This is a genomic window from Armatimonadota bacterium (genome assembly GCA_016125185.1).
In the GTDB taxonomy this organism is placed as follows: Bacteria; Armatimonadota; Fimbriimonadia; order Fimbriimonadales; family Fimbriimonadaceae; genus Fimbriimonas.
The window spans coordinates 735,019-752,641 of the sequence record WGMG01000006.1; the positions used below are offsets into that span (position 1 = coordinate 735,019).

Below are 17,623 nucleotides of genomic sequence, written 5' to 3' on the forward strand. Positions count from 1 at the left end.
CTATCGGATACTTTATGGCTTCAAAACTCGTCATTGTCGAATCTCCCGCAAAGGCCAAGACAATCGGTGGCTACTTGGGCAAGGATTACGAAGTCCTTGCCAGCATCGGTCATATCCGCGACCTCGTGCCCAATGCCAAGGGGCTTCCGCCGGAAGTCAAGAAGAAGTGGTGGGCGGATTACGGCATCGACATCGACCAGGATTTTGAACCTTACTATGAGGTGCCGAAGGAAAAAGCGGCGCAGGTTTCCAAGCTCCGAGCCGCGCTGAAGGACAAGGACGAATTGGTACTCGCGACGGATGAAGACCGAGAGGGTGAGGCGATTTCGTGGCACCTTCTCGAAGTTCTGAAGCCGACCAAGAAGCAGAAAGTCTCGCGCATCGCGTTCCACGAGATTACGAAAGACGCGATTCAGCGAGCCGTGGCCACGCCGAGGACGATCGATCTGGATTTGGTCGAAGCTCAGGAAACGCGGCGCATCCTCGACCGACTTTACGGCTACACGCTTTCGCCGGTTTTGTGGACGAAGGTCACCAAGAACCTATCGGCGGGACGTGTGCAGAGCCCGGCGGTGAAGCTGGTGGTCGAGCGCGAAAAGGCGCGGCGCGACTTCGTTTCCGCCGAATATTGGGATTTGAAGGCCAAGTTCCAGGCTACCGCTGGTGTGGTGCTGGCGGACCTTGTGGAGGTCGAAGGCAAGCGGGTTGCGGCGGGGCGAGACTTTGACGAGCACACGGGCAAGCTGTCGGGCAAAGCCGACGTGCTTTGGGTCGATGGCGCTCTGGCGGTCGAACTGGCCACTGCCGCTAAGGCGGCTAAGCCGTACGTTGTCGAATCGCTGACCGAGAAAGAGGGGCAACAGAAGCCTCAGCCGCCGTTTATGACGACCACGCTCCAGCAGGATGCGAACCGCAAGTTCGCCTACGGCGCGGAGCGAACGATGCGCATTGCGCAGACGCTTTATGAAGGCGTGGAGATCGGCGGAGAGACGGCGGGTCTCATTACTTATATGCGTACCGACTCGCTGACGCTGGCGGAGGACGCCCTGCATTCGATCCGTGGATACATCGCCCGGCACTACCCGGATGCGCAGACGGACAAGCCGGTCAAGTACTCCAACAAGGTGAAGAACGCCCAGGAGGCGCACGAGGCGATCCGACCGACGGACATCAGCCGCTCGCCAGACAAGGTGCGGAGCTTCCTGACCGACGACCAATTCAAGATTTACTCGCTCATTTGGCAACGAACCGTTGCCTGCCAGATGAAGCCGGCCAAGGTGCTTCGAACCGAAGCCAAGATCGGCTCGGATTCGGCCAAGGGGCACCTAGTGTTCCAGGCGAACGGCTCGCAGGTCGTCGATCCTGGCTTCTTGAGTGTTTACATGGAAGGGAAGGACGAGGAGGACGACGGCGACCGAATCCTGCCGCGAATGAGTCAGGGCCAAGAGGTTACGCTGGCCGAGCTCGACCCTTCTGAGCACCACACGATGCCGCCGTCCCGGTATACGGATGCGACGCTGATCCGCCGCTTGGAAGAGCTTGGCATCGGCCGACCGTCGACGTATGCGTCGATCATTTCGGTGATCGTGGATCGCGGCTATGTGCGCAAGGCGGGCAAGCAATTGGTGCCGACTTGGCGAGCGTTCATGGCGATGGACGTGCTGGACGTCCACTTCCAGGAACTGATGGACTTTGGCTTCACGGCCAAGTTGGACGACGTTCTCGACGAGATTTCGGAAGGTAAGGCGGACTCGAAGGTGTACTTGAAGGAATTCTTCATGGGCGACGCCAACAAGCCGGGCCTCAAACCGATGGTGGAGGAGCGGCGGCTTCAGATTCCATTCCCGAACCTGGAGATTGGCAAGCATCCCGAGAGCGGGGAAGGGATTCGCGTTCGCTCGGGCAAGGACGGTAGCCCGTTCCTTCAGCTTGGCGACCAGAAGGTTTACGCGAATATTCCCGACGATTTGGCTCCCGCCGACCTGACGCTCGAGAAGGCGCTGGAACTTTTCGCCCAGCGGTCTCCGGCGGCCGAGGTGGTCGGAGTTCACCCGGTGTCGGGCCGAAACCTGCTGTTGAAGTTCCGCCAGGGGTACTACCTGGAGGCGGAGCGAACGCCGGAAGAGATCGAGGCGAAGGTGAAGCCGACGTGGATTTCGCTCCCGCCGGGCATCACCCCGCAGGAGCTTTCGCAGGAGGATTTGGACATCCTGTGTGCGTATCCGAAGCTGATCGGCAAGGATGGGTCCAGCGAGGTTTGGTTCCGAATGGGCAAGTTTGGTCCGTACGTTGAAGAGGGAACCGAGCGGCGCACGATCGAGGATTGGCGAAAGGGCGTTGCGATGACCTTGGAAGAAGCCAAGGCGATTTTGGCTCAGCCCAAGACGTCGGGAGCGGCTTCTAAGAAGGGGCCGATTAAGGAGATGGGTGAACTACCCGGCGCGGCAGGCCCTGTGCGGGTCATGACCGGCTTCTACGGTCCGTACGTGACCGATGGCGTGACGAATGCCACGATTCCCAAGTCGATCGATCCGCTTGAGATCACCAACGACCAGGCCAAAGAGCTTTTGGACAAGAAGCGCGAGGCCGGGCCATCGACCAAGAAGCGGACGTTTAAGCGGAAGGCGACGGCGCGGAAGAAGTGAACTGCTCGGTCGTCGCCCATGAATCGCCGGAGTACTGGGCGGCGGTCGAACTGAGAAGGCAGGTTTTGCGCTTTCCTTTGGGCATGGATTACACGCCCGAGCAGCTCGCGAGCGAGGGTGATTCGACGCACTTTGCCATATTGGATGGCGCTGTGGCGGTGGCTACGGCGATGGCGACACCCTACACGGACGAGATTGTGAAGATTCGGCAGGTCGCAGTTGATCCTTCGCGCCAGGGCCAGGGCCTTGGACGGCAGGTGATGTTCTACGCCGAGGATTGGGCACGGGCTGAGGGCTTTGCCGAAGCGGTCCTCCATGCGCGGCAGGTGGCTGTCGACTTCTATCTGAGGATCGGATACGAAATCTTCGACGAGCCGTTTGAAGAGGTCGGCATTCCGCATCGGAAGATGCGGAAGCGGTTACTTCTTTAGCTTATCGGCGGCGGCTTTGGCGGCTTCTTTGGCTCGGGCGGGTAAGGCCTTGGGCTTCCTTTTGGGAAAGTTGACCCCATGCTCTTTGGCCATTTGGTAGGCGCGCAGAACGAGCCCGAATCCGGCGATGTATGGCGCGAATTTGCCCACGAGTTGAGTGCTCGCAGAGGTGAAAGCCTCAGCGGTGGACATCAGCCGGGTGGAAGTACTGCTGAGGTCTTTGACGCGACCTTGGACCTCACCGGCGATCATGTCGACCTTTTCGGAGATGGAATCGACTCGATCCGAAATCCTTTCGATCTTGGGTTTCATCTCCTGCGCGACCTGCATCACCTTGATGAGGGCGACGATGAGGACGCAAAAGAACACGATGTTGACGAGAAAGAATATCCCGGACACCCATAGCCAAGCTTGAGGAATCTCCACGCTTACAATGATAGACGGTTTTGGCGGGGAAAGGTAGATCAACGGTCCCGCACGCGGTAACGAGAAATGCCTAACGGCAGCGAGAAACGGCGAGCATCTGTTTGCCTAAGCCAAGGTCGAGTTTACGGATGGTGTGAGTGAGAACATCGACGGTGAACAGCCTTCCATCCCAGTCGCCGACCAGGGCTGTGCGGTCGTCGAGTTCTGCACATGACGCCAAATTGAGATCGTTTGGACCGACGGAGATTGTGCGGCCAGTCTTCATGGAAAGCAGGGCCAGTTGACCGTTCCCTGCGCTCGGCCTGGTGACAAATCCGAGAATTCCAACTTGAGGATGCCATGTGTACCTTCCGTCCATATGGTCATCGACCAGCTGCTGGTGGCCAGAGTCCGTGTTGAAAACCACCAAGTGCGATAGAGGGCCTAATCCGTCTCCGCCCGTAGTCAACATCCTAATTACCAACAGGGACTTCTCCGGATAAGTGGCGATGATATCTCGTTGAAATTCGTCAGTCGGAATAGCTTGAAGCCTCTTGCCGTTTGAATCTAGGTGGATGATCGTGTGGAGGCGAGCTTTGGGGTCCCATTTGCTCAACCAGAGGGTGTCGCCATCAACGGTCATTTCGTTGGTTGTGATGTCCGAAATCGGAGATTCCTTCCAGGTGCCTTCGGAAGGAGCCCATCGGGTGAGCGGCTGTTTCGTGCCCACATAAACGATGCCTTTGCCGAACCATGATGCCACGCAATAGTCATCGAAGTGATGGCTGGCAATTTGGCCCGTATGATCGACCACCAGAAACTCGCCAGTGGTCCTCTTCGTGTCAAAGTTGTATTTCTCGAGGGTGGCGAGGGCCATGGTTCCGTCTGGAGACATGCGGATATCGCGACAATCTTCGGGGACTTCCAAGCTTGCGAGGGTTTTTGCCTTGCAATCGAGGAAGGTCCAGGTCTCCTTGTCGTCTGTCGATGTTTCGACTCGGACGACTGCCGCAGGATTGAGCGCTTTCGCCAGACTTTTGACGAACGTTTCATCGGTCTTTGGCATTCCCAAAAGCGCAGAAATGAACATAGGTTCTTCCTTTTGGACGGTCCAACGACCTCGCGGTTTCTTGGCGCTAGATTCCGGGCAGGGACATCACGATGTCCCACTCTTCTTTCGTCACGGGCATGACGCTGAGGCGCTGACCCTTGCGGACGACAAACATGTCTTCGAGGCCCGGAGTCTCGCGCAGTTCGGCGAGGGTGATGCAGCGGTTGAATTTGCTGACGAACTCGACGTCGCGCAGGAGCCACCGTGAGCCGTCGGCAGGAGCTTTGGGATCGAAATAGTCAGACACGGGATCGAACTGCGTGGGGTCGGGATAGGCTTCACCAACCACACGCATCGTGCCGACGATGCCGGTCGGGTTGGCGACGGAGTGGTAGAAGAACGCCATGTCGCCATCGGCCATCGAGTCTCGGAAGAAGTTACGCACCGTGTAGTTGCGGCACCCTTCCCACATCGCCGGTTTGCCCACGCGCTTGAGGTCATCGATCGAGTAGGTTTCCGGTTCGGACTTGAAGAGCCAATAGTTCATGTCTAACCAAATCTTGGCATAAAGTCAGCGGCGAGGAAACAGTCGTTGGAACCACGATTTCTTGGTTGCCGGAATATCGACGGTGATCTCAGTCGCATGAGCGGTGATGTAGTCAAGCAACCGTTCGACGATTGGATCGGGATATTGCTGGAACTCGGCGTCCAAGGTATCAAAGTCTGCGCTTATTTCAGAATTGTGGAGACCATCGATGTCGGTAGCCTTTTTGCCGGTTGCCTGGACGGCCCTTTCGACGATGGACGCCGCAGTGGGGCAGCTGATAGCCTTGAGCGCTTCAATTGCTGGGGCGACACACTCGGGCGAGTAATCGAAGAACGACGAGAATCCGCCCGAATTTACTTGATCTTCCAACTCTTCGACAACCAGGATTGCAAACTCGACTTTAGTGTAATTCGTGCCTCTCGCCTGACGGTGGAGTCGATCACGAATGGCCATCACGAGCGAGTCGTCACGATAGGCTCCGCGCAGAGACAAGAGTTGCGCAAGCGACCGTTGACCGTCGTCCTCGAAGAAGGGAAGCTCGGGCATGGGACCCATTCTAGCAGGTACGAAAGTTGAGTTCAAACGGAACGTTTCGTTTTGGATGAATCGCATCCGAAACAACGTGAGTGCTGTAAAAAACGCTAGTACATTCCGGCGAAAGACCTGGGTATCGTTGAACCTTAGGGATGAGACAGACGATTCTTGATTTAAGCGATGCCCGAGAGATTTTCGACAGCATCATCAAGCATTGGCAGAATTCAAATCAGTCTCTCCGGGGTTCTGGAATCGTTCTCAAAGGGAACTACACCGTCGATTCGTTTGTGGCCGCTGTGGCCCAGTTCGACGAGATGTCAGCGAACATCGACTCAGTGGTCGAGCAGCGCGACAAGGCCAGCGAGCAGCTTTGGCTCTTTAAGACCAATATGCGGCTGACCATGCAGCGGTTTGCGTTCCTGGTTCGGGGCCTTCAGCCGGAGTATGCGAAGGACCTGCCAGCCCTGCCCGACGTTCGGTCGCACGAAGCCAAGTTCATGGCGAGCGTGGAGAAGACTCAGCAGGTTTGGAAGCGGATCAGCCGGATTCAGCCGATCGTCATGCCGGATGGCACGACCTTTGAGGCGTTCAGCCAAGGCATCCAAGTGCTTCGGGTCTCATTCAAGGCGCGCGAGCGGGCCTTTGCCCAGGAGCGACACCTTCGAGCGCAGCGCCGCCAGCACCACCAAGCGCTGATTAACCGTGCGGTGCAGTACCGCTCGCTCGTGTTGGGAACGTTTGGCGAGGAGAATGTGCTCTCCAAGACCCTGCCGTACCTTTGGCCGAAGCAGGATCGGACGAAGAAGCCGAAGAGCCGCGAACAGAAGCTGGAAGTCATCGATACGGAAACGATGCTCCGCGTTATTTAGTTTTCTATCTGGCACCCCAAAACCCCTTCCGCGTGCGGGAAGGGGAGAGCCTTGCTTCCGATTGGGTTATTGCCTATAATTGTAGGCAGTGTATAGCGTCATTGTTGGTTTCTTGACCTTACTCACCTTCGTGAGTTTGGCGCTTTCGATAGTCGAAGTCGGCACTCAGAAATCCCCCTATGGATTCCTGTTCTCACTCGCGAACATGGCCATTTTGATCCTCAGCATCTGGGCCCTCTGGACTCACAATTCGATTTGTTGGGTCGTTGTACCAGTAGCCATATTTGGGTCGGTGATGGTCGTTGTTGCGCAGTTGACCAGGGTTTTCGAGCCATCGCGTCGGTATGAACCTTAACGTAAAGTTCGTCTATTTTCACCATTCATGGTCTAGATTCACCATCGGGGTCCCTGGCAGACAAACCTGGTATTGAAGTACCCGCGACTCCCTGATACGCTGGGTTTGTGAAATTCCTTGGTTTTGGAGTCCTGCTTGGGCTTTCCTCTCTCGCTTCGGCTCAGACGCTTTTGCACGACGGGTTCGACTCGTATTCTTTTTCGACAGTGGACGGTCAGGGCGGCTGGTTTACGTCGTCGCCGACATCGTTCTTTGTGGTTCCCCAGGGCGGCGACAATCCGCCTGCGACCAGCGGAACGCAGATGCTGGCCTCCAACGGCCTCAATACCACCGTTGGCAACTTCATCCAGCCTGCATGGAATGCGCGCGACCCGTTCAAGAACATGCTGATCGCGGAGACCGATCTGTATGTTCGTAGCGACGACACCTCGGGTCGGTCGCTGAACTTTGGCATCGTGAGCGATGCAGGGCAGACCTTGGCCGACATCGGCTATGCGTGCAACGGCGATGCCTTCTTCGTTTATTCACAGACCGAAGGCTATGGCCAAGGACCTTCCGGGTCGAGGAATGCCTGGCACCATTTCATGATCAAACTGGATTTTGACGCCAAGTCCACTCAATACTTCGTCGATGACGCTCTGATTGGGTCGGGTTCGTTCCATTCGGATGAGGTCATCAATTCCGTCAAGTTCAACTCGGTGATAGGGACGGCGGCTCCCGATGCCTATTGGGATTCGGTGAACATCAAGGCGGTGCCGGAGCCAGCGTCGATTTTTGCTGTGGGGTGGGGCGGTCTGCTCCTTCTTCGACGCCGAAAGCGGTCTTCAAGTTAGGGTTTGGCCGTTCAGCGAGTTTAGGTTAGAATAAGTGACGTGAATCGTGAGCGGGCGTTCAATCTGGTCGGCGCGGCATGGTTGATACTGGGGCCGCTCGGGTTATGCGTTCCGGCTCTCTGGGTTCTTGTCACCCACTATCACGATCAGCGGATTTCCGCGGTCATGATTAGTAGTGCAGGGTCGGCTATCTTGGAAGTGCTTTCGATTTTCAGAGTTGTCGGCCTTTGGCGTCGTAACGAACTGAAAGCGATGGTGATCAAGAGTGCGAAGATTGCGGTTGGCGCGTTTCTGGTTTTTGGACTGCCTTGTGTACTTGAGGCGTTTCGTTCTCCCTCCCTCCTGAAGTGTATGGGCCTCTATACTCTTTGCGTGATTGTGAGTTTGGTTTTTGGGCCGTCGATCGCGCTGATGTTGACGAAAGAGCCCGTTCGGAAGCCGATTTCGGCGCGTGATATACGCCTCTGACATCTTCAATCAGAGGTAAAACCGGGGCATGGTCGGGATTGCGCTCGCCCTTTTTACCATTGCTCAAGTCGGCCTGTACCGGGTTGCCGACAAGTTGCCCGATGTCATGCGAGAGTCTTCGCCAGCGGAGGTCCATCTCGCGGGCTACATCGGTCAGCGCATCGCTGATAGCGAGGTCAACCGTTTGCGCACGGTTGACCTCAAGCCCCTGCTGGAAGGGTTTCACCATCGACCGGGGAGCCATCCTTGGATCGGCGAGCACATCGGCAAATGGATCCATGCCGCGACGCTGGCTTGGGCGAATACAAGAGATTTTGAGCTGAAGACTAAGCTCGATTCGGCGGTGAAGGAGCTGATCTCTTGTCAGGAACCCGACGGCTACCTGGGTACCTACACGCCGGACAAGCGCTTTGGGCTGTATGAGAACGCCGACTGGGATGTGTGGGTGCACAAGTACGATCTAATCGGTCTGCTGACCTACTACCGGTTTACCGGTTACAAGTCGGCGCTGGATTGCAGTCGAAAGATCGGCGACCTCATGATCGCGACTTTCGGTCCCGGCAAGAAAAGCATTCTGTCGGCGGGAACGCACATGGGCATGGCGGCGACCAGCATTTTGGAGCCGATGACATTGCTTTATCGCCATACCGGCGAAGCCAAGTATCTCGACTTTGCCAAGTACATTGTGAGTTCATGGGAGGAGCCAGGCGGGCCGAAGATCATGTCCACCTTGGAGGCGGGAAAGCCGATCGACCAGGTCGGGAACGGCAAAGCCTACGAGATGCTTTCGAATCTGGTTGGCTTGTGCGAACTGGCGCGAGCAACCGGCGAGAAACGCTATCTTCACGTGGCCGAACTGGCGTGGGCCGACATTGTCAAGCACGAACTGTACATCACGGGGACGGCCAGCTACTACGAGCATTTTCACCCGGGTACCGACCTGCCCAACCAAACCTCCAAGAACGTCGGCGAGACGTGCGTGACAGTGACGTGGATGCAACTATGCCAACAGCTTTTGCGCCTCACTGGCGAGGCCAAATACGCGGAAGAATTTGAGCGATCGGAATACAACCACCTTGCCGCCGCGCAAAAGCCGGATGGAAGCGCCTGGTGCTATTACACATCGTTGGAAGGGAAGAAGCCGTACACCACCGAGACCTGCTGTTGCCTGTCAAGCGGGCCGAGGGGGATGGCGATCATTCCCGAGACGGCGTACTTGACGGGATCCCTCGATGGGCAGAACACTATCTTCGTGAACACCCTTGAGACCAGCCACGCCACGGTGAACCTGCCTGGATCGACGACCACGGTCGATCAGCAGTCGAGCTTTCCCAACGCAGGAAAGTCGAACATCACCTTTGCCACCCACTTTAAGGCAGAGACTCCAATGGGCGCGGCGAAGTTGGCGATCCGTATTCCGAAGTGGGCGACGAACTTCCGCGCCGATGTTCCCGGCACGATTCGTAACGGGTGGTATGTCATCAAGCCCAAGCGAGAGGTCACGTTGCGAGTTCATCTTTCGTTTGACATGCCATTGGTCAAGAACGAGTCAATGATTGGTGGCGAGACCTATTTGGCGTGGACCAAAGGACCGTTTGTGCTTTGCAAAGACATGAGCAAGGCGGCGGATGACGGTCTTGTTCGGTTTGCCGACATCGTCGATGACCGCTATCGAATCTGGCTTCCGACTCAACCGTTGGCGACCTCGGCCTTCCAGGATGCGAAGGAGTCAAGATCGGTGGAAGGCAATGTGGACGGCTCCATTTGCGATGGCGATCCGGGAACCTTCGTGGTGACGTTTGACGGGAAGAAGCACGAATCTGCTTGGTTTGCCTTGAACCTGGAGTCTCCGGTAGAGGTCAGCCACTTCGAGTTTGTGCTGGGCGGGCTGTTTCACGACGGCGGATGGTTTGACTCATCAGTTGAACCGCCAAAGTTTGAGGTTCAGATCGCAAAGGACGGCAAGTGGATGACGATTGCACCGGTGGTCGGGTATCCGAAGACCACGGCGACGGATCGAGGGAGCCTGAAGGCGGGAGACGCCTTTAAGGTCGATATGCTGAAAAGCCTGAAGGTGTATGGCGTTCGGGTGATTGGGACGCCGGCCTGTGGCGACAATCCTCTGCAGTCGTTCGCGTCGTGCGGCGAGTTGATCGCCCGGCCATAAGTCTTGATCAATTTAGTCCACATGAGCGTCAATATAAATGAGGAATAATGATAAGGATGGCGAGTTCCAATCTACACATTGAAGACCTTGATGACAAGGTTCCGGAGGCAGTTCGAATGGCTGTCCGCGAGGCGTATCTTCATCATTTTCAAGAGGGACGTGTACTCATCATTTCAAAAGACGGCCAATTGTTGCAGAGACAACTTGGAAAGGACGATGTTGTGCTCAAGAGCCTGCCTCCTCGTCGAAAGGTGATGTTGGTAAAGAAGCCAGCAAGTTAATGGACCTTTCTGTTCCACGGTTACGAATGATTGCCGGGCCAAACGGCTCCGGCAAATCCACTATCAAGAAGAAGCTCGACGACTTGAAGGGTTCGCTTGGGGATTTGATCGTGACTTTCGTAAATGCAGACGAGATTCAGGACCAATTTCGCCAATTTGGAATTCTCGATTTCTCTCAGTTCGGCCTCTCGATCGACATTGATGATCTGCGCGACTTTATGGAGCAAAGTACACAGTTGCGCCGCTCGGAAACCTCTGTCCAGGCCCTGGAGCTTTCATTGGAGGGCGACCGTCTTTCGATAGGCAAAGGTGAACCTAACGGCTACTTCGCTGCTACCATTGCTGACTTTGTTCGCTCACGACTTTTAAAAGAAGGCAAGTCGTTCACGTGCGAAACAGTGCTTTCTCATCGGAGCAAGATCGATATGCTCAGGGAGGCACGAGGGCTCGGGTACAAGACTTATCTCTACTTTGTGGGAACCGATGATGTGCAGATTAACCTTGCGCGGATCAAGAATCGGGTGCTGGATGGTGGACATAACGTCGACTCAACGAAGGTTACGGAACGTTATGATCGGAGTATGAGTCTTCTTTACGAGGCTGTCCAAACATCTTGGCGAGCCTACGTATTTGATAACTCGCAAGACCAGGGGGACACCTCCCTTGTTGCAGAATTTGAGAATGGAAAGGCTGTCTGGATTGAATCTGAGGTGCCAGACTGGTTTGCGAAGCACTACGTTGCTCTCTCTTCTGACCTCAGGCTGGACTAAATCGCAAGGATTCTCTATCCCCGATCCGCCTGATGACCTATGTCACAATAGACTTAGTGGTTACCCCTGCCGACGCATCGCGAATTTTAGACACCGTTCTGAACTCTCCGCTACACGGAGCGGCGTTGCGGCGTCTGGCGATGGAACAGCTCGATACCCTGGACACCTACAACTGGTCGGGGATTTATCGGTTGGAGGGTGACACGTTGGTCTTGGATGAGTACGTGGGCGCGGAGACCGACCACACCCATATTCCGGTTGGTCGTGGAGTGTGCGGAACCGCGGTTGCGGAAGGGAAGAACCAGGTCATCAAGGATGTGCGCGAGCTCTCGAACTACCTCGCTTGCTCCTTGCAGACGCGATCGGAGTTGGTGGTGCTGATCTATCGTCCAGAAGTCGGGCAACAAACCCCCATCCCAACCCTTCCCCCTGACGAGCAAGGGGAAGGGCAACGTGTCATTATTGGCCAAATCGATATTGATGGGCATCAGGTCGGGGCGTTTGACGCCAGCGATGAGGGGCTTTTGACCAAGCTGGCCGAGATATTGGCCGAGAGGTGGGAGTGACGCAGTTCGACGTCATCGTCGTCGGGGCCGGTCACGCTGGAATCGAGGCGTGCCTTGCGGCCGCGCGAATGGGACTCAAGACCGCGTGCATCACGATGCGCCTGGATCGCATCGGGCACCTGCCGTGCAACTGCTCGGTGGGTGGACCGGCGAAGGGGCACATGGCGCGCGAGGTGGATGCCCTCGGCGGACAGATGGCGGTGACGACCGACTTTGCTATGACGCATATTCGACGCGTCGGCACGGGGCGGGGTCCGGCGGTTCAGACCCTACGGGCGCATGTCTGCAAGGACCTGTACCCGGTTCTGATGCGCAAAGTGCTGGAGGACCAGCCGAACCTGACGCTCATTCAGGCTAGCGTCGAGCGGGTTTTGACGAACTCGTACGGAGTGACCGGCGTCGAACTGTCGGACGGGACGCCGATTCTCGCCCGGTCGGTGGTGCTCACTACAGGCACTTTCCTCAACGGCCTGTGCCACGAGGGCAAGAAGCAGACGGTGGCGGCGCGCCACGGCGACGAGGCGGCAGTCGGCCTATCGGCTTCGCTGGCTGGATTCGGAATCCGACTTCGACGCTTTAAGACTGGCACGACGCCACGCGTGGCCAAAAGCTCGATCGACTTCGGCAAGACGCTGGAGATGGAGAGCGAACTGGACGCCGGGCCGATGTCGTTCCTGCACGATCATTTTTCGCCGCAACACGACCTGCTTCCGTGCTGGCAGACGCACACGAACCAGAACACGCACGAGGTCATCAACGCGAACCTGAATGAGTCGGCGATGTACTCCGGGCAGATTCAGGGCGTCGGGCCGCGCTATTGCCCCAGCATCGAGGACAAGATCGTGCGGTTTGCCGACAAGGATTCGCACCCGGTTTTTCTAGAGCAGGAGACGTGGATGGGCGAAGAAATGTACGTTCAGGGCGTCTCGACGTCGCTTCCAGCCTGGGTTCAGATCGAGCTTTTGCGGACGATCCCGGGCATGGAAAACGTCGAGTTGCTCCGCCCTGGGTACGCGGTGGAGTACGACATGGCCGACCCGCTCCAGCTAACGCCGGAACTGCAGTCGAAGCTGGTACCAGGCCTCTTCTTGGCGGGGCAATTGAACGGAACCAGTGGCTACGAGGAAGCAGCGGGGCAGGGAATTGTGGCGGGAATCAACGCTGCGCAGTTCGCACGCGAAGGTGAGCCAGTACCGTTCCCGCGAACGAGCAGCTTTATCGGCGTAATGGTTGACGACCTGACGACGAAGGGCGTCGAGGACCCTTACCGAATGCTGACGGCACGAGCCGAGCATCGATTGCTATTGCGCCATGACAACGCCGACGAGCGATTGACGCCGCTTTCGCGGTCAGTGGGATTGTGCGGCGACGACCGATGGGCGCGGTTCGAGGCCAAGCAAGAGGCGATCGAGCAAGGAATCTATGCGCTAGAGAGCACGTTTGTGACTCCAGCCCACGACGCCGAAATGGCAGCGCTGGGCTTGCAGGGATCGAAGAATCGGACCTCGATGTTCGACATGATGCGCCGACCCGAGGTCGGGCTCGACGTGATTGAGCGGATCGCGGGTGCGATCGGAAGCGAGTTGGTTTTGCCCACGGACGAGGCGGTGCGGGAGCAGATTTCGCTTCGAGCGATGTACTCGGGCTACATCGCGCAGCAACAGCGGCTGGTCGACAGTGCGATGAAGCTGGACGACATGAAGATTCCGGCGGATTGGGATTACGAGAAGATGGCGGGGTTGAGCTTTGAATCGAAGGAAAAGCTGTCGCGCATTCGCCCGTCGACGATTGGGCAGGCTTCGCGCATACCGGGCGTTCGTCCGACGGACATCGCCTTAGTAGTGGGCTACCTGCGAGGCAAGGTCGGCCGGTCGGCGGTGGGAGAGAAGGCATGAAGTTTTGGAAGACGTTCCTCGGCCTCTTTTTCGTACTCTATATTCCGCTGATGCTCGTGATCGGCTACGTTGTTCGGCCCCAAAATGCTTCGCCAACCCAGGTCATGGGCGGGGCGGCGGTGCCGGTCGGGCTGATCCTGCTCGTGCTGTCGCTCGGGTTTGCGTTGCTGAGCCGGGCGATCGACGCAAACGAGTCGAAGAAGTAGGCGATGTGTTCTAATTGCGGCTACTCGGGAGTTGGGTCCTGCCAAGAGGTGTTCGCGGAACTGTCGTTCTACACGCTGGCCCAGCCACGGCCCCCTTTTATTCATCAACTGGCGGTCGATGCGTACGCAGCGCAACACCTTGACGATTCAATGTCGCCGATTCAGCGGCTATTTGGTCTTATGGGGCTGTGCTTGGTGTGCGAGCACGGCGCGACGGGCTACGACGTGCAGATGGCGCACATGGCGAAATCGAAGGATACAAAGCGGGCCGATTGGCCGTTGCTCGAGGTTCGCCACCTATCGTTTCCGACAAACATCGGCGATGTGCTGGCGGCTGACGATCGAGATGCCGCGATTCGGCAATGGGTCGAGACGACGTGGGCGGCGTACGAATATGCGCACCCACTTATTCGACAATTCTGCTCTGAGCTAGTTTGAGTTTGGAAAAAGCTCATTGTAGGTAGGGTCGGCATGCTCAAACTGCGCGCCGGATTCGAGAAGGAATTCCCGAATCGCCCAGAGATCGACTTCGGGTGGAAGGCAAATGGTAAAGAGCGAACCGAAGGCGCACTCGAACCAACACCCTCGATCATTGAGGCCCTTGAGGACGGGATGCTCTGTCGGATTACCTTCCAGGTCCTCAATTATGATCCTGACGGTCTTGCTTCCCGACTTTGCGATGATTCGTCGAAAGGTCGGTATGTCACCTGGCTCGTCGGGAACGGCGTAGACGAGGTCCTTCCAGGAGACACCATAAACATAGAAAGGGTAGTTTTCGATGCGGTACTGGTGATCGCCCATCGTAGTTGCCCAAACCCGTTCGGCCGAGTGCGGATCGTCACTTGTCAGAGGGAACCGCACCTTGGCATCTGGCTCACAGTCGTCAATTTCGGACAGCCTCGGATCAACAGCAGGCGGAATGGTTATGTGATGACCAAAGCCAAATAGCTTTTTCACGGCCTCGAAACGACCCATCGATGCCCTTGATTTTGAACTGAAAGGTGGTGGCAAATGCTACCAGCGACCTTTCTTTTTCTTACCGAATTCGCCCCGACCCTTTTTCGGGCTCGGCCCAGAGGTCGTTCCGAAGGCGGGTTGAGCAAATTCGATTTTGACTTTTCGGTTCCTCAGCTTCGTGTTCGCGAGGGCTTCGACCACTCTCTGACCTTCGTTGGTGGGCACCTCGACGAACGAGGCGCGGTCGAGGATTTCGATCACGCCAACCTGTTTTCCGTTCAATCCGGCTTCGTTGATGATGGCACCAACGAGGTCGCCAGGGCGGAGTCCATCGTTTCGACCCATGCCAACAAAGATTCGGACCATACCCATTTCGGGCTGTTCGAAATCGGCGAAGGATTCTTCCTCATCCTCGACGTGGTCGCGCTGGTGACGCTCCTTCCACAGCAATTGCAAAGCGGCGGCGGCGACATCGAGCGGATCGAATTGTTCGGCAAGCTCATCGGCGGCAGAGAGCATCGCTTCGTATTCGCCCGCTTCGAGCGTTTCCCGAAGCAGTTCGACGAATGCCTCACGGCGACGATAGGCGATGTCGGCGGTGGTGGGAATCCGGGCCGGCTGAATTTTCGATCCGATGAGCCGCTCGATATTCTCCAGCTTGCGCTTTTCTTTTCGGTAGATCAGCGTGATGGCATCGCCGGTGCGGCCCGCCCGTCCAGTGCGGCCGATGCGGTGGATGTACTGCTCAACGTCGTACGGTACGTCGTAGTTGATGACGTGGGTGACGCTGTCGATGTCGAGACCCCGGGCGGCGACGTCGGTGGCGATGAGCAGGTCAGTCATGCCGTCGCGGAATCGGCGCAGCACCCGCTCACGGTCGTTTTGGCTCATGTCGCCATGGATCGGCTCGGCGTTGTAGCCGTGCAAGCCGAGCGAATCGCTCAGTTCGGCGGTCTCAAGACGGGTTCGGCAGAAGACGATGGTCGAACCAGGGGTTTCCATATCGAGGACGCGGACGAGGGCTTCCTGCTTCTTGCCGGGCGCGACTTCGTAGTAGGTTTGGTTCGTGGTTTCGAGGGTGCGCTGTTTGGCGACGATCTCGACCTTCTGCGGATCGCGAAGGAATTTCTTCGTGATGTCGAGGACGCGGGGGGCCATCGTGGCGGAGAAGAAGGCGAGTTGGCGGCTCTCGGGAAGTTCGGAAAGGATGGCGTCGAGGTCTTCACTGAAGCCCATCGCCATCATCTCATCGGCTTCATCGAGGACGCAGGCTTTGACCTCGTCGAGCTTGAGGGAGCCACGGCGTAGGTGGTCGAGAACTCGGCCAGGAGTGCCTACGACAATCTGAGGACCCATGCGCAAGGCTCGGAACTGACGGTCCATCGGCTGTCCGCCGTACACAGGAACGACCTTCAGGCCGGCGTATTTAGCAAAGTCATGAATGCCTTTGGCAACCTGAACCGCGAGTTCGCGCGTTGGGGCGAGGATCAGCGCCTGGGTGCTACTGTCCTCGGCGCTCAGCTTTTCGATGAGCGGAAGACCGAATGCGGCGGTTTTACCCGTTCCGGTCTGGGCAAGGCCGATGAAGTCGCCGCCGGTGAGAAGGGCAGGAATAGCGAGGGCCTGGATCGGGGTTGGAACCTCGAAACCGAGGTCAGCGATGGCTTTCAGCGTGTTCTCGGCGAGGCCAAGTTCGGTAAAGGTCGTCGCGTCGACGACGGTCGGTTCTGGTTTAGGCGGTGCGACTCGCTCGGATTTCTTCGGTCGTTCGCGATCGGGCTTGCCTCGGAACGGCTTCTTGCTGGACTTTGGGGGAGCCGCGTCCCACTTCTTCTTAGGTTTGAAATTGCCGCTGGCATCGGCATTTTTCGCCTTGGAGGGCGCGTCTTGATTCTTCTTTTTGGGCATGTTGATCTTGGGTTGGTCGAATTTCGTACCCAAGGTTGCGGGTATGGAAAAGCGGGGGAATGGAGACCTGCGTTGGTAGCTCCGAGTGGAAATAGTTTACCGCTTCGCAGGGGGCTTCCGAGAAAAACTGGCAGATTGACGTAGTGGGGCACCCTAGTCCAGAAACCGGGGATCGTACTCGATCCCCGCCAGCTTCAATATCTCCAAGCGCTCCTCAGCAAAGGTCATTTTCCGATGATGTTCGACTTGGTTCTGGATGTACTTGGTTACTTCGGCGATTTCGCTGTAGCCAACGGACAAAGCCGCATAACCACCCTGCCAAGCAAAATCTCGGACATCTTCTTGTAAGCGGTTTGTCGATGCCTTTTTGATTTCCTGCACCAGATTAGATATTGAATGGGTTGCTTTGATGCGAAGAAGCAGATGAACATGATCTTCGACCCCGCCAATTTCAAGAGGAATGGCCCCTAGCCCTCGAACGGTTCCACCCATATATTCGTGCGCTCTCGTCTGCAGTTCGCCTTGTAGGTACGGATTTCGATTCTTCGTGCTGAATACAATGTGGACATTGAGGCTAAGGTATGTCGACATAACAATCGATCATAGCACTTGGTCTGCGACCCACTTTGGGGTCGTGATTTGTCGTGGACTTACCCCAGGTGCAAGCACCTGGGGCTAAGGTCTTTGACCTCTTCGAGGTCATTGAGTCCGTCAAAGTCAGATTAGCCGAATGTA

At 56.9% G+C, this 17,623-nt stretch carries 19 protein-coding genes; 12 read left to right on the forward strand and 7 right to left on the reverse strand.

The window, feature by feature from the left end:
- Positions 1–14: 14 nt before the first annotated feature.
- Both topA and GC165_11325 read left to right on the forward strand, forming a co-directional pair.
- Positions 15–2,645, forward strand: coding sequence for a type I DNA topoisomerase (topA, locus tag GC165_11320; protein MBI1333455.1), 2,631 nt, complete (start codon positions 15–17; stop codon positions 2,643–2,645).
- The gene (locus GC165_11325; GenBank protein MBI1333456.1) at positions 2,642–3,076 is read left to right on the forward strand and encodes a GNAT family N-acetyltransferase; all 435 of its coding nucleotides are present in this window, start codon (positions 2,642–2,644) and stop codon (positions 3,074–3,076) included. The genes topA and GC165_11325 overlap by 4 nt, the downstream gene beginning before the upstream one ends.
- Here GC165_11325 and GC165_11330 read toward each other — a convergent pair.
- The 4 genes from GC165_11330 to GC165_11345 form a co-directional block, all read right to left on the reverse strand.
- The gene (locus tag GC165_11330; GenBank protein ID MBI1333457.1) at positions 3,065–3,502 is read right to left on the reverse strand and encodes a hypothetical protein; all 438 of its coding nucleotides are present in this window, start codon (positions 3,500–3,502) and stop codon (positions 3,065–3,067) included. The two genes, GC165_11325 and GC165_11330, sit on opposite strands and share 12 nt — an antisense overlap.
- A 70-nt stretch (positions 3,503–3,572) precedes the next feature.
- Positions 3,573–4,571, reverse strand: a complete 999-nt coding sequence (locus tag GC165_11335) for a hypothetical protein (GenBank protein ID MBI1333458.1) — start codon at positions 4,569–4,571, stop codon at positions 3,573–3,575.
- Between the two features lie 46 nt (positions 4,572–4,617).
- On the reverse strand, positions 4,618–5,079 hold the full coding sequence (locus tag GC165_11340) for an EVE domain-containing protein (GenBank protein ID MBI1333459.1): 462 nt from the start codon (positions 5,077–5,079) through the stop codon (positions 4,618–4,620).
- 24 nt (positions 5,080–5,103) lie between these two features.
- Positions 5,104–5,691 (reverse strand): DUF4375 domain-containing protein, encoded by a 588-nt coding sequence (locus GC165_11345; GenBank protein MBI1333460.1) that lies wholly within the window; start codon positions 5,689–5,691, stop codon positions 5,104–5,106.
- Between the two features lie 74 nt (positions 5,692–5,765).
- On the opposite strand from GC165_11345, the gene GC165_11350 reads away from it, so the two are divergent.
- From GC165_11350 to GC165_11395, 10 genes are all read left to right on the forward strand, one after another.
- Positions 5,766–6,482 (forward strand): hypothetical protein, encoded by a 717-nt coding sequence (locus GC165_11350; protein ID MBI1333461.1) that lies wholly within the window; start codon positions 5,766–5,768, stop codon positions 6,480–6,482.
- A gap of 462 nt (positions 6,483–6,944) precedes the next feature.
- Positions 6,945–7,670, forward strand: a complete 726-nt coding sequence (locus GC165_11355; protein MBI1333462.1) for a PEP-CTERM sorting domain-containing protein — start codon at positions 6,945–6,947, stop codon at positions 7,668–7,670.
- Between the two features lie 39 nt (positions 7,671–7,709).
- Positions 7,710–8,138 carry a hypothetical protein gene (locus GC165_11360; GenBank protein ID MBI1333463.1) on the forward strand — a complete coding sequence of 143 codons (429 nt, stop codon included), beginning with the start codon at positions 7,710–7,712 and terminating at the stop codon, positions 8,136–8,138.
- Between the two features lie 28 nt (positions 8,139–8,166).
- Positions 8,167–10,305 (forward strand): hypothetical protein, encoded by a 2,139-nt coding sequence (locus GC165_11365; protein MBI1333464.1) that lies wholly within the window; start codon positions 8,167–8,169, stop codon positions 10,303–10,305.
- 56 nt (positions 10,306–10,361) lie between these two features.
- On the forward strand, positions 10,362–10,586 hold the full coding sequence (locus tag GC165_11370; GenBank protein MBI1333465.1) for a hypothetical protein: 225 nt from the start codon (positions 10,362–10,364) through the stop codon (positions 10,584–10,586).
- A complete protein-coding gene (locus tag GC165_11375) occupies positions 10,586–11,356 on the forward strand; it encodes a hypothetical protein (GenBank protein MBI1333466.1) in 771 nt (256 codons plus the stop codon). Before GC165_11370 ends, GC165_11375 begins: the two co-directional genes overlap by 1 nt.
- Before the next feature lie 56 nt (positions 11,357–11,412).
- On the forward strand, positions 11,413–11,922 hold the full coding sequence (locus GC165_11380) for a GAF domain-containing protein (GenBank protein MBI1333467.1): 510 nt from the start codon (positions 11,413–11,415) through the stop codon (positions 11,920–11,922).
- Positions 11,913–13,817, forward strand: coding sequence for a tRNA uridine-5-carboxymethylaminomethyl(34) synthesis enzyme MnmG (gene mnmG, locus GC165_11385; GenBank protein MBI1333468.1), 1,905 nt, complete (start codon positions 11,913–11,915; stop codon positions 13,815–13,817). The genes GC165_11380 and mnmG overlap by 10 nt, the downstream gene beginning before the upstream one ends.
- The gene (locus GC165_11390) at positions 13,814–14,023 is read left to right on the forward strand and encodes a hypothetical protein (protein MBI1333469.1); all 210 of its coding nucleotides are present in this window, start codon (positions 13,814–13,816) and stop codon (positions 14,021–14,023) included. Before mnmG ends, GC165_11390 begins: the two co-directional genes overlap by 4 nt.
- A 3-nt stretch (positions 14,024–14,026) precedes the next feature.
- A complete protein-coding gene (locus GC165_11395; protein ID MBI1333470.1) occupies positions 14,027–14,461 on the forward strand; it encodes a hypothetical protein in 435 nt (144 codons plus the stop codon).
- Here the strand turns inward: GC165_11395 and GC165_11400 are convergent.
- The 3 genes from GC165_11400 to tnpA all read right to left on the reverse strand — a co-directional run bounded on the left by GC165_11400 (position 14,453) and on the right by tnpA (position 17,479).
- Entirely contained in the window at positions 14,453–14,998 is a 546-nt protein-coding gene (locus GC165_11400) for a DUF4265 domain-containing protein (protein ID MBI1333471.1), read from the reverse strand. The genes GC165_11395 and GC165_11400 overlap by 9 nt on opposite strands.
- A gap of 39 nt (positions 14,999–15,037) precedes the next feature.
- Positions 15,038–16,888 (reverse strand): DEAD/DEAH box helicase, encoded by a 1,851-nt coding sequence (locus tag GC165_11405; protein MBI1333472.1) that lies wholly within the window; start codon positions 16,886–16,888, stop codon positions 15,038–15,040.
- 153 nt (positions 16,889–17,041) lie between these two features.
- Complete coding sequence (tnpA, locus tag GC165_11410; protein ID MBI1333473.1) at positions 17,042–17,479, reverse strand: IS200/IS605 family transposase; 438 nt, start codon at positions 17,477–17,479, stop codon at positions 17,042–17,044.
- Positions 17,480–17,623 lie beyond the last annotated feature (144 nt).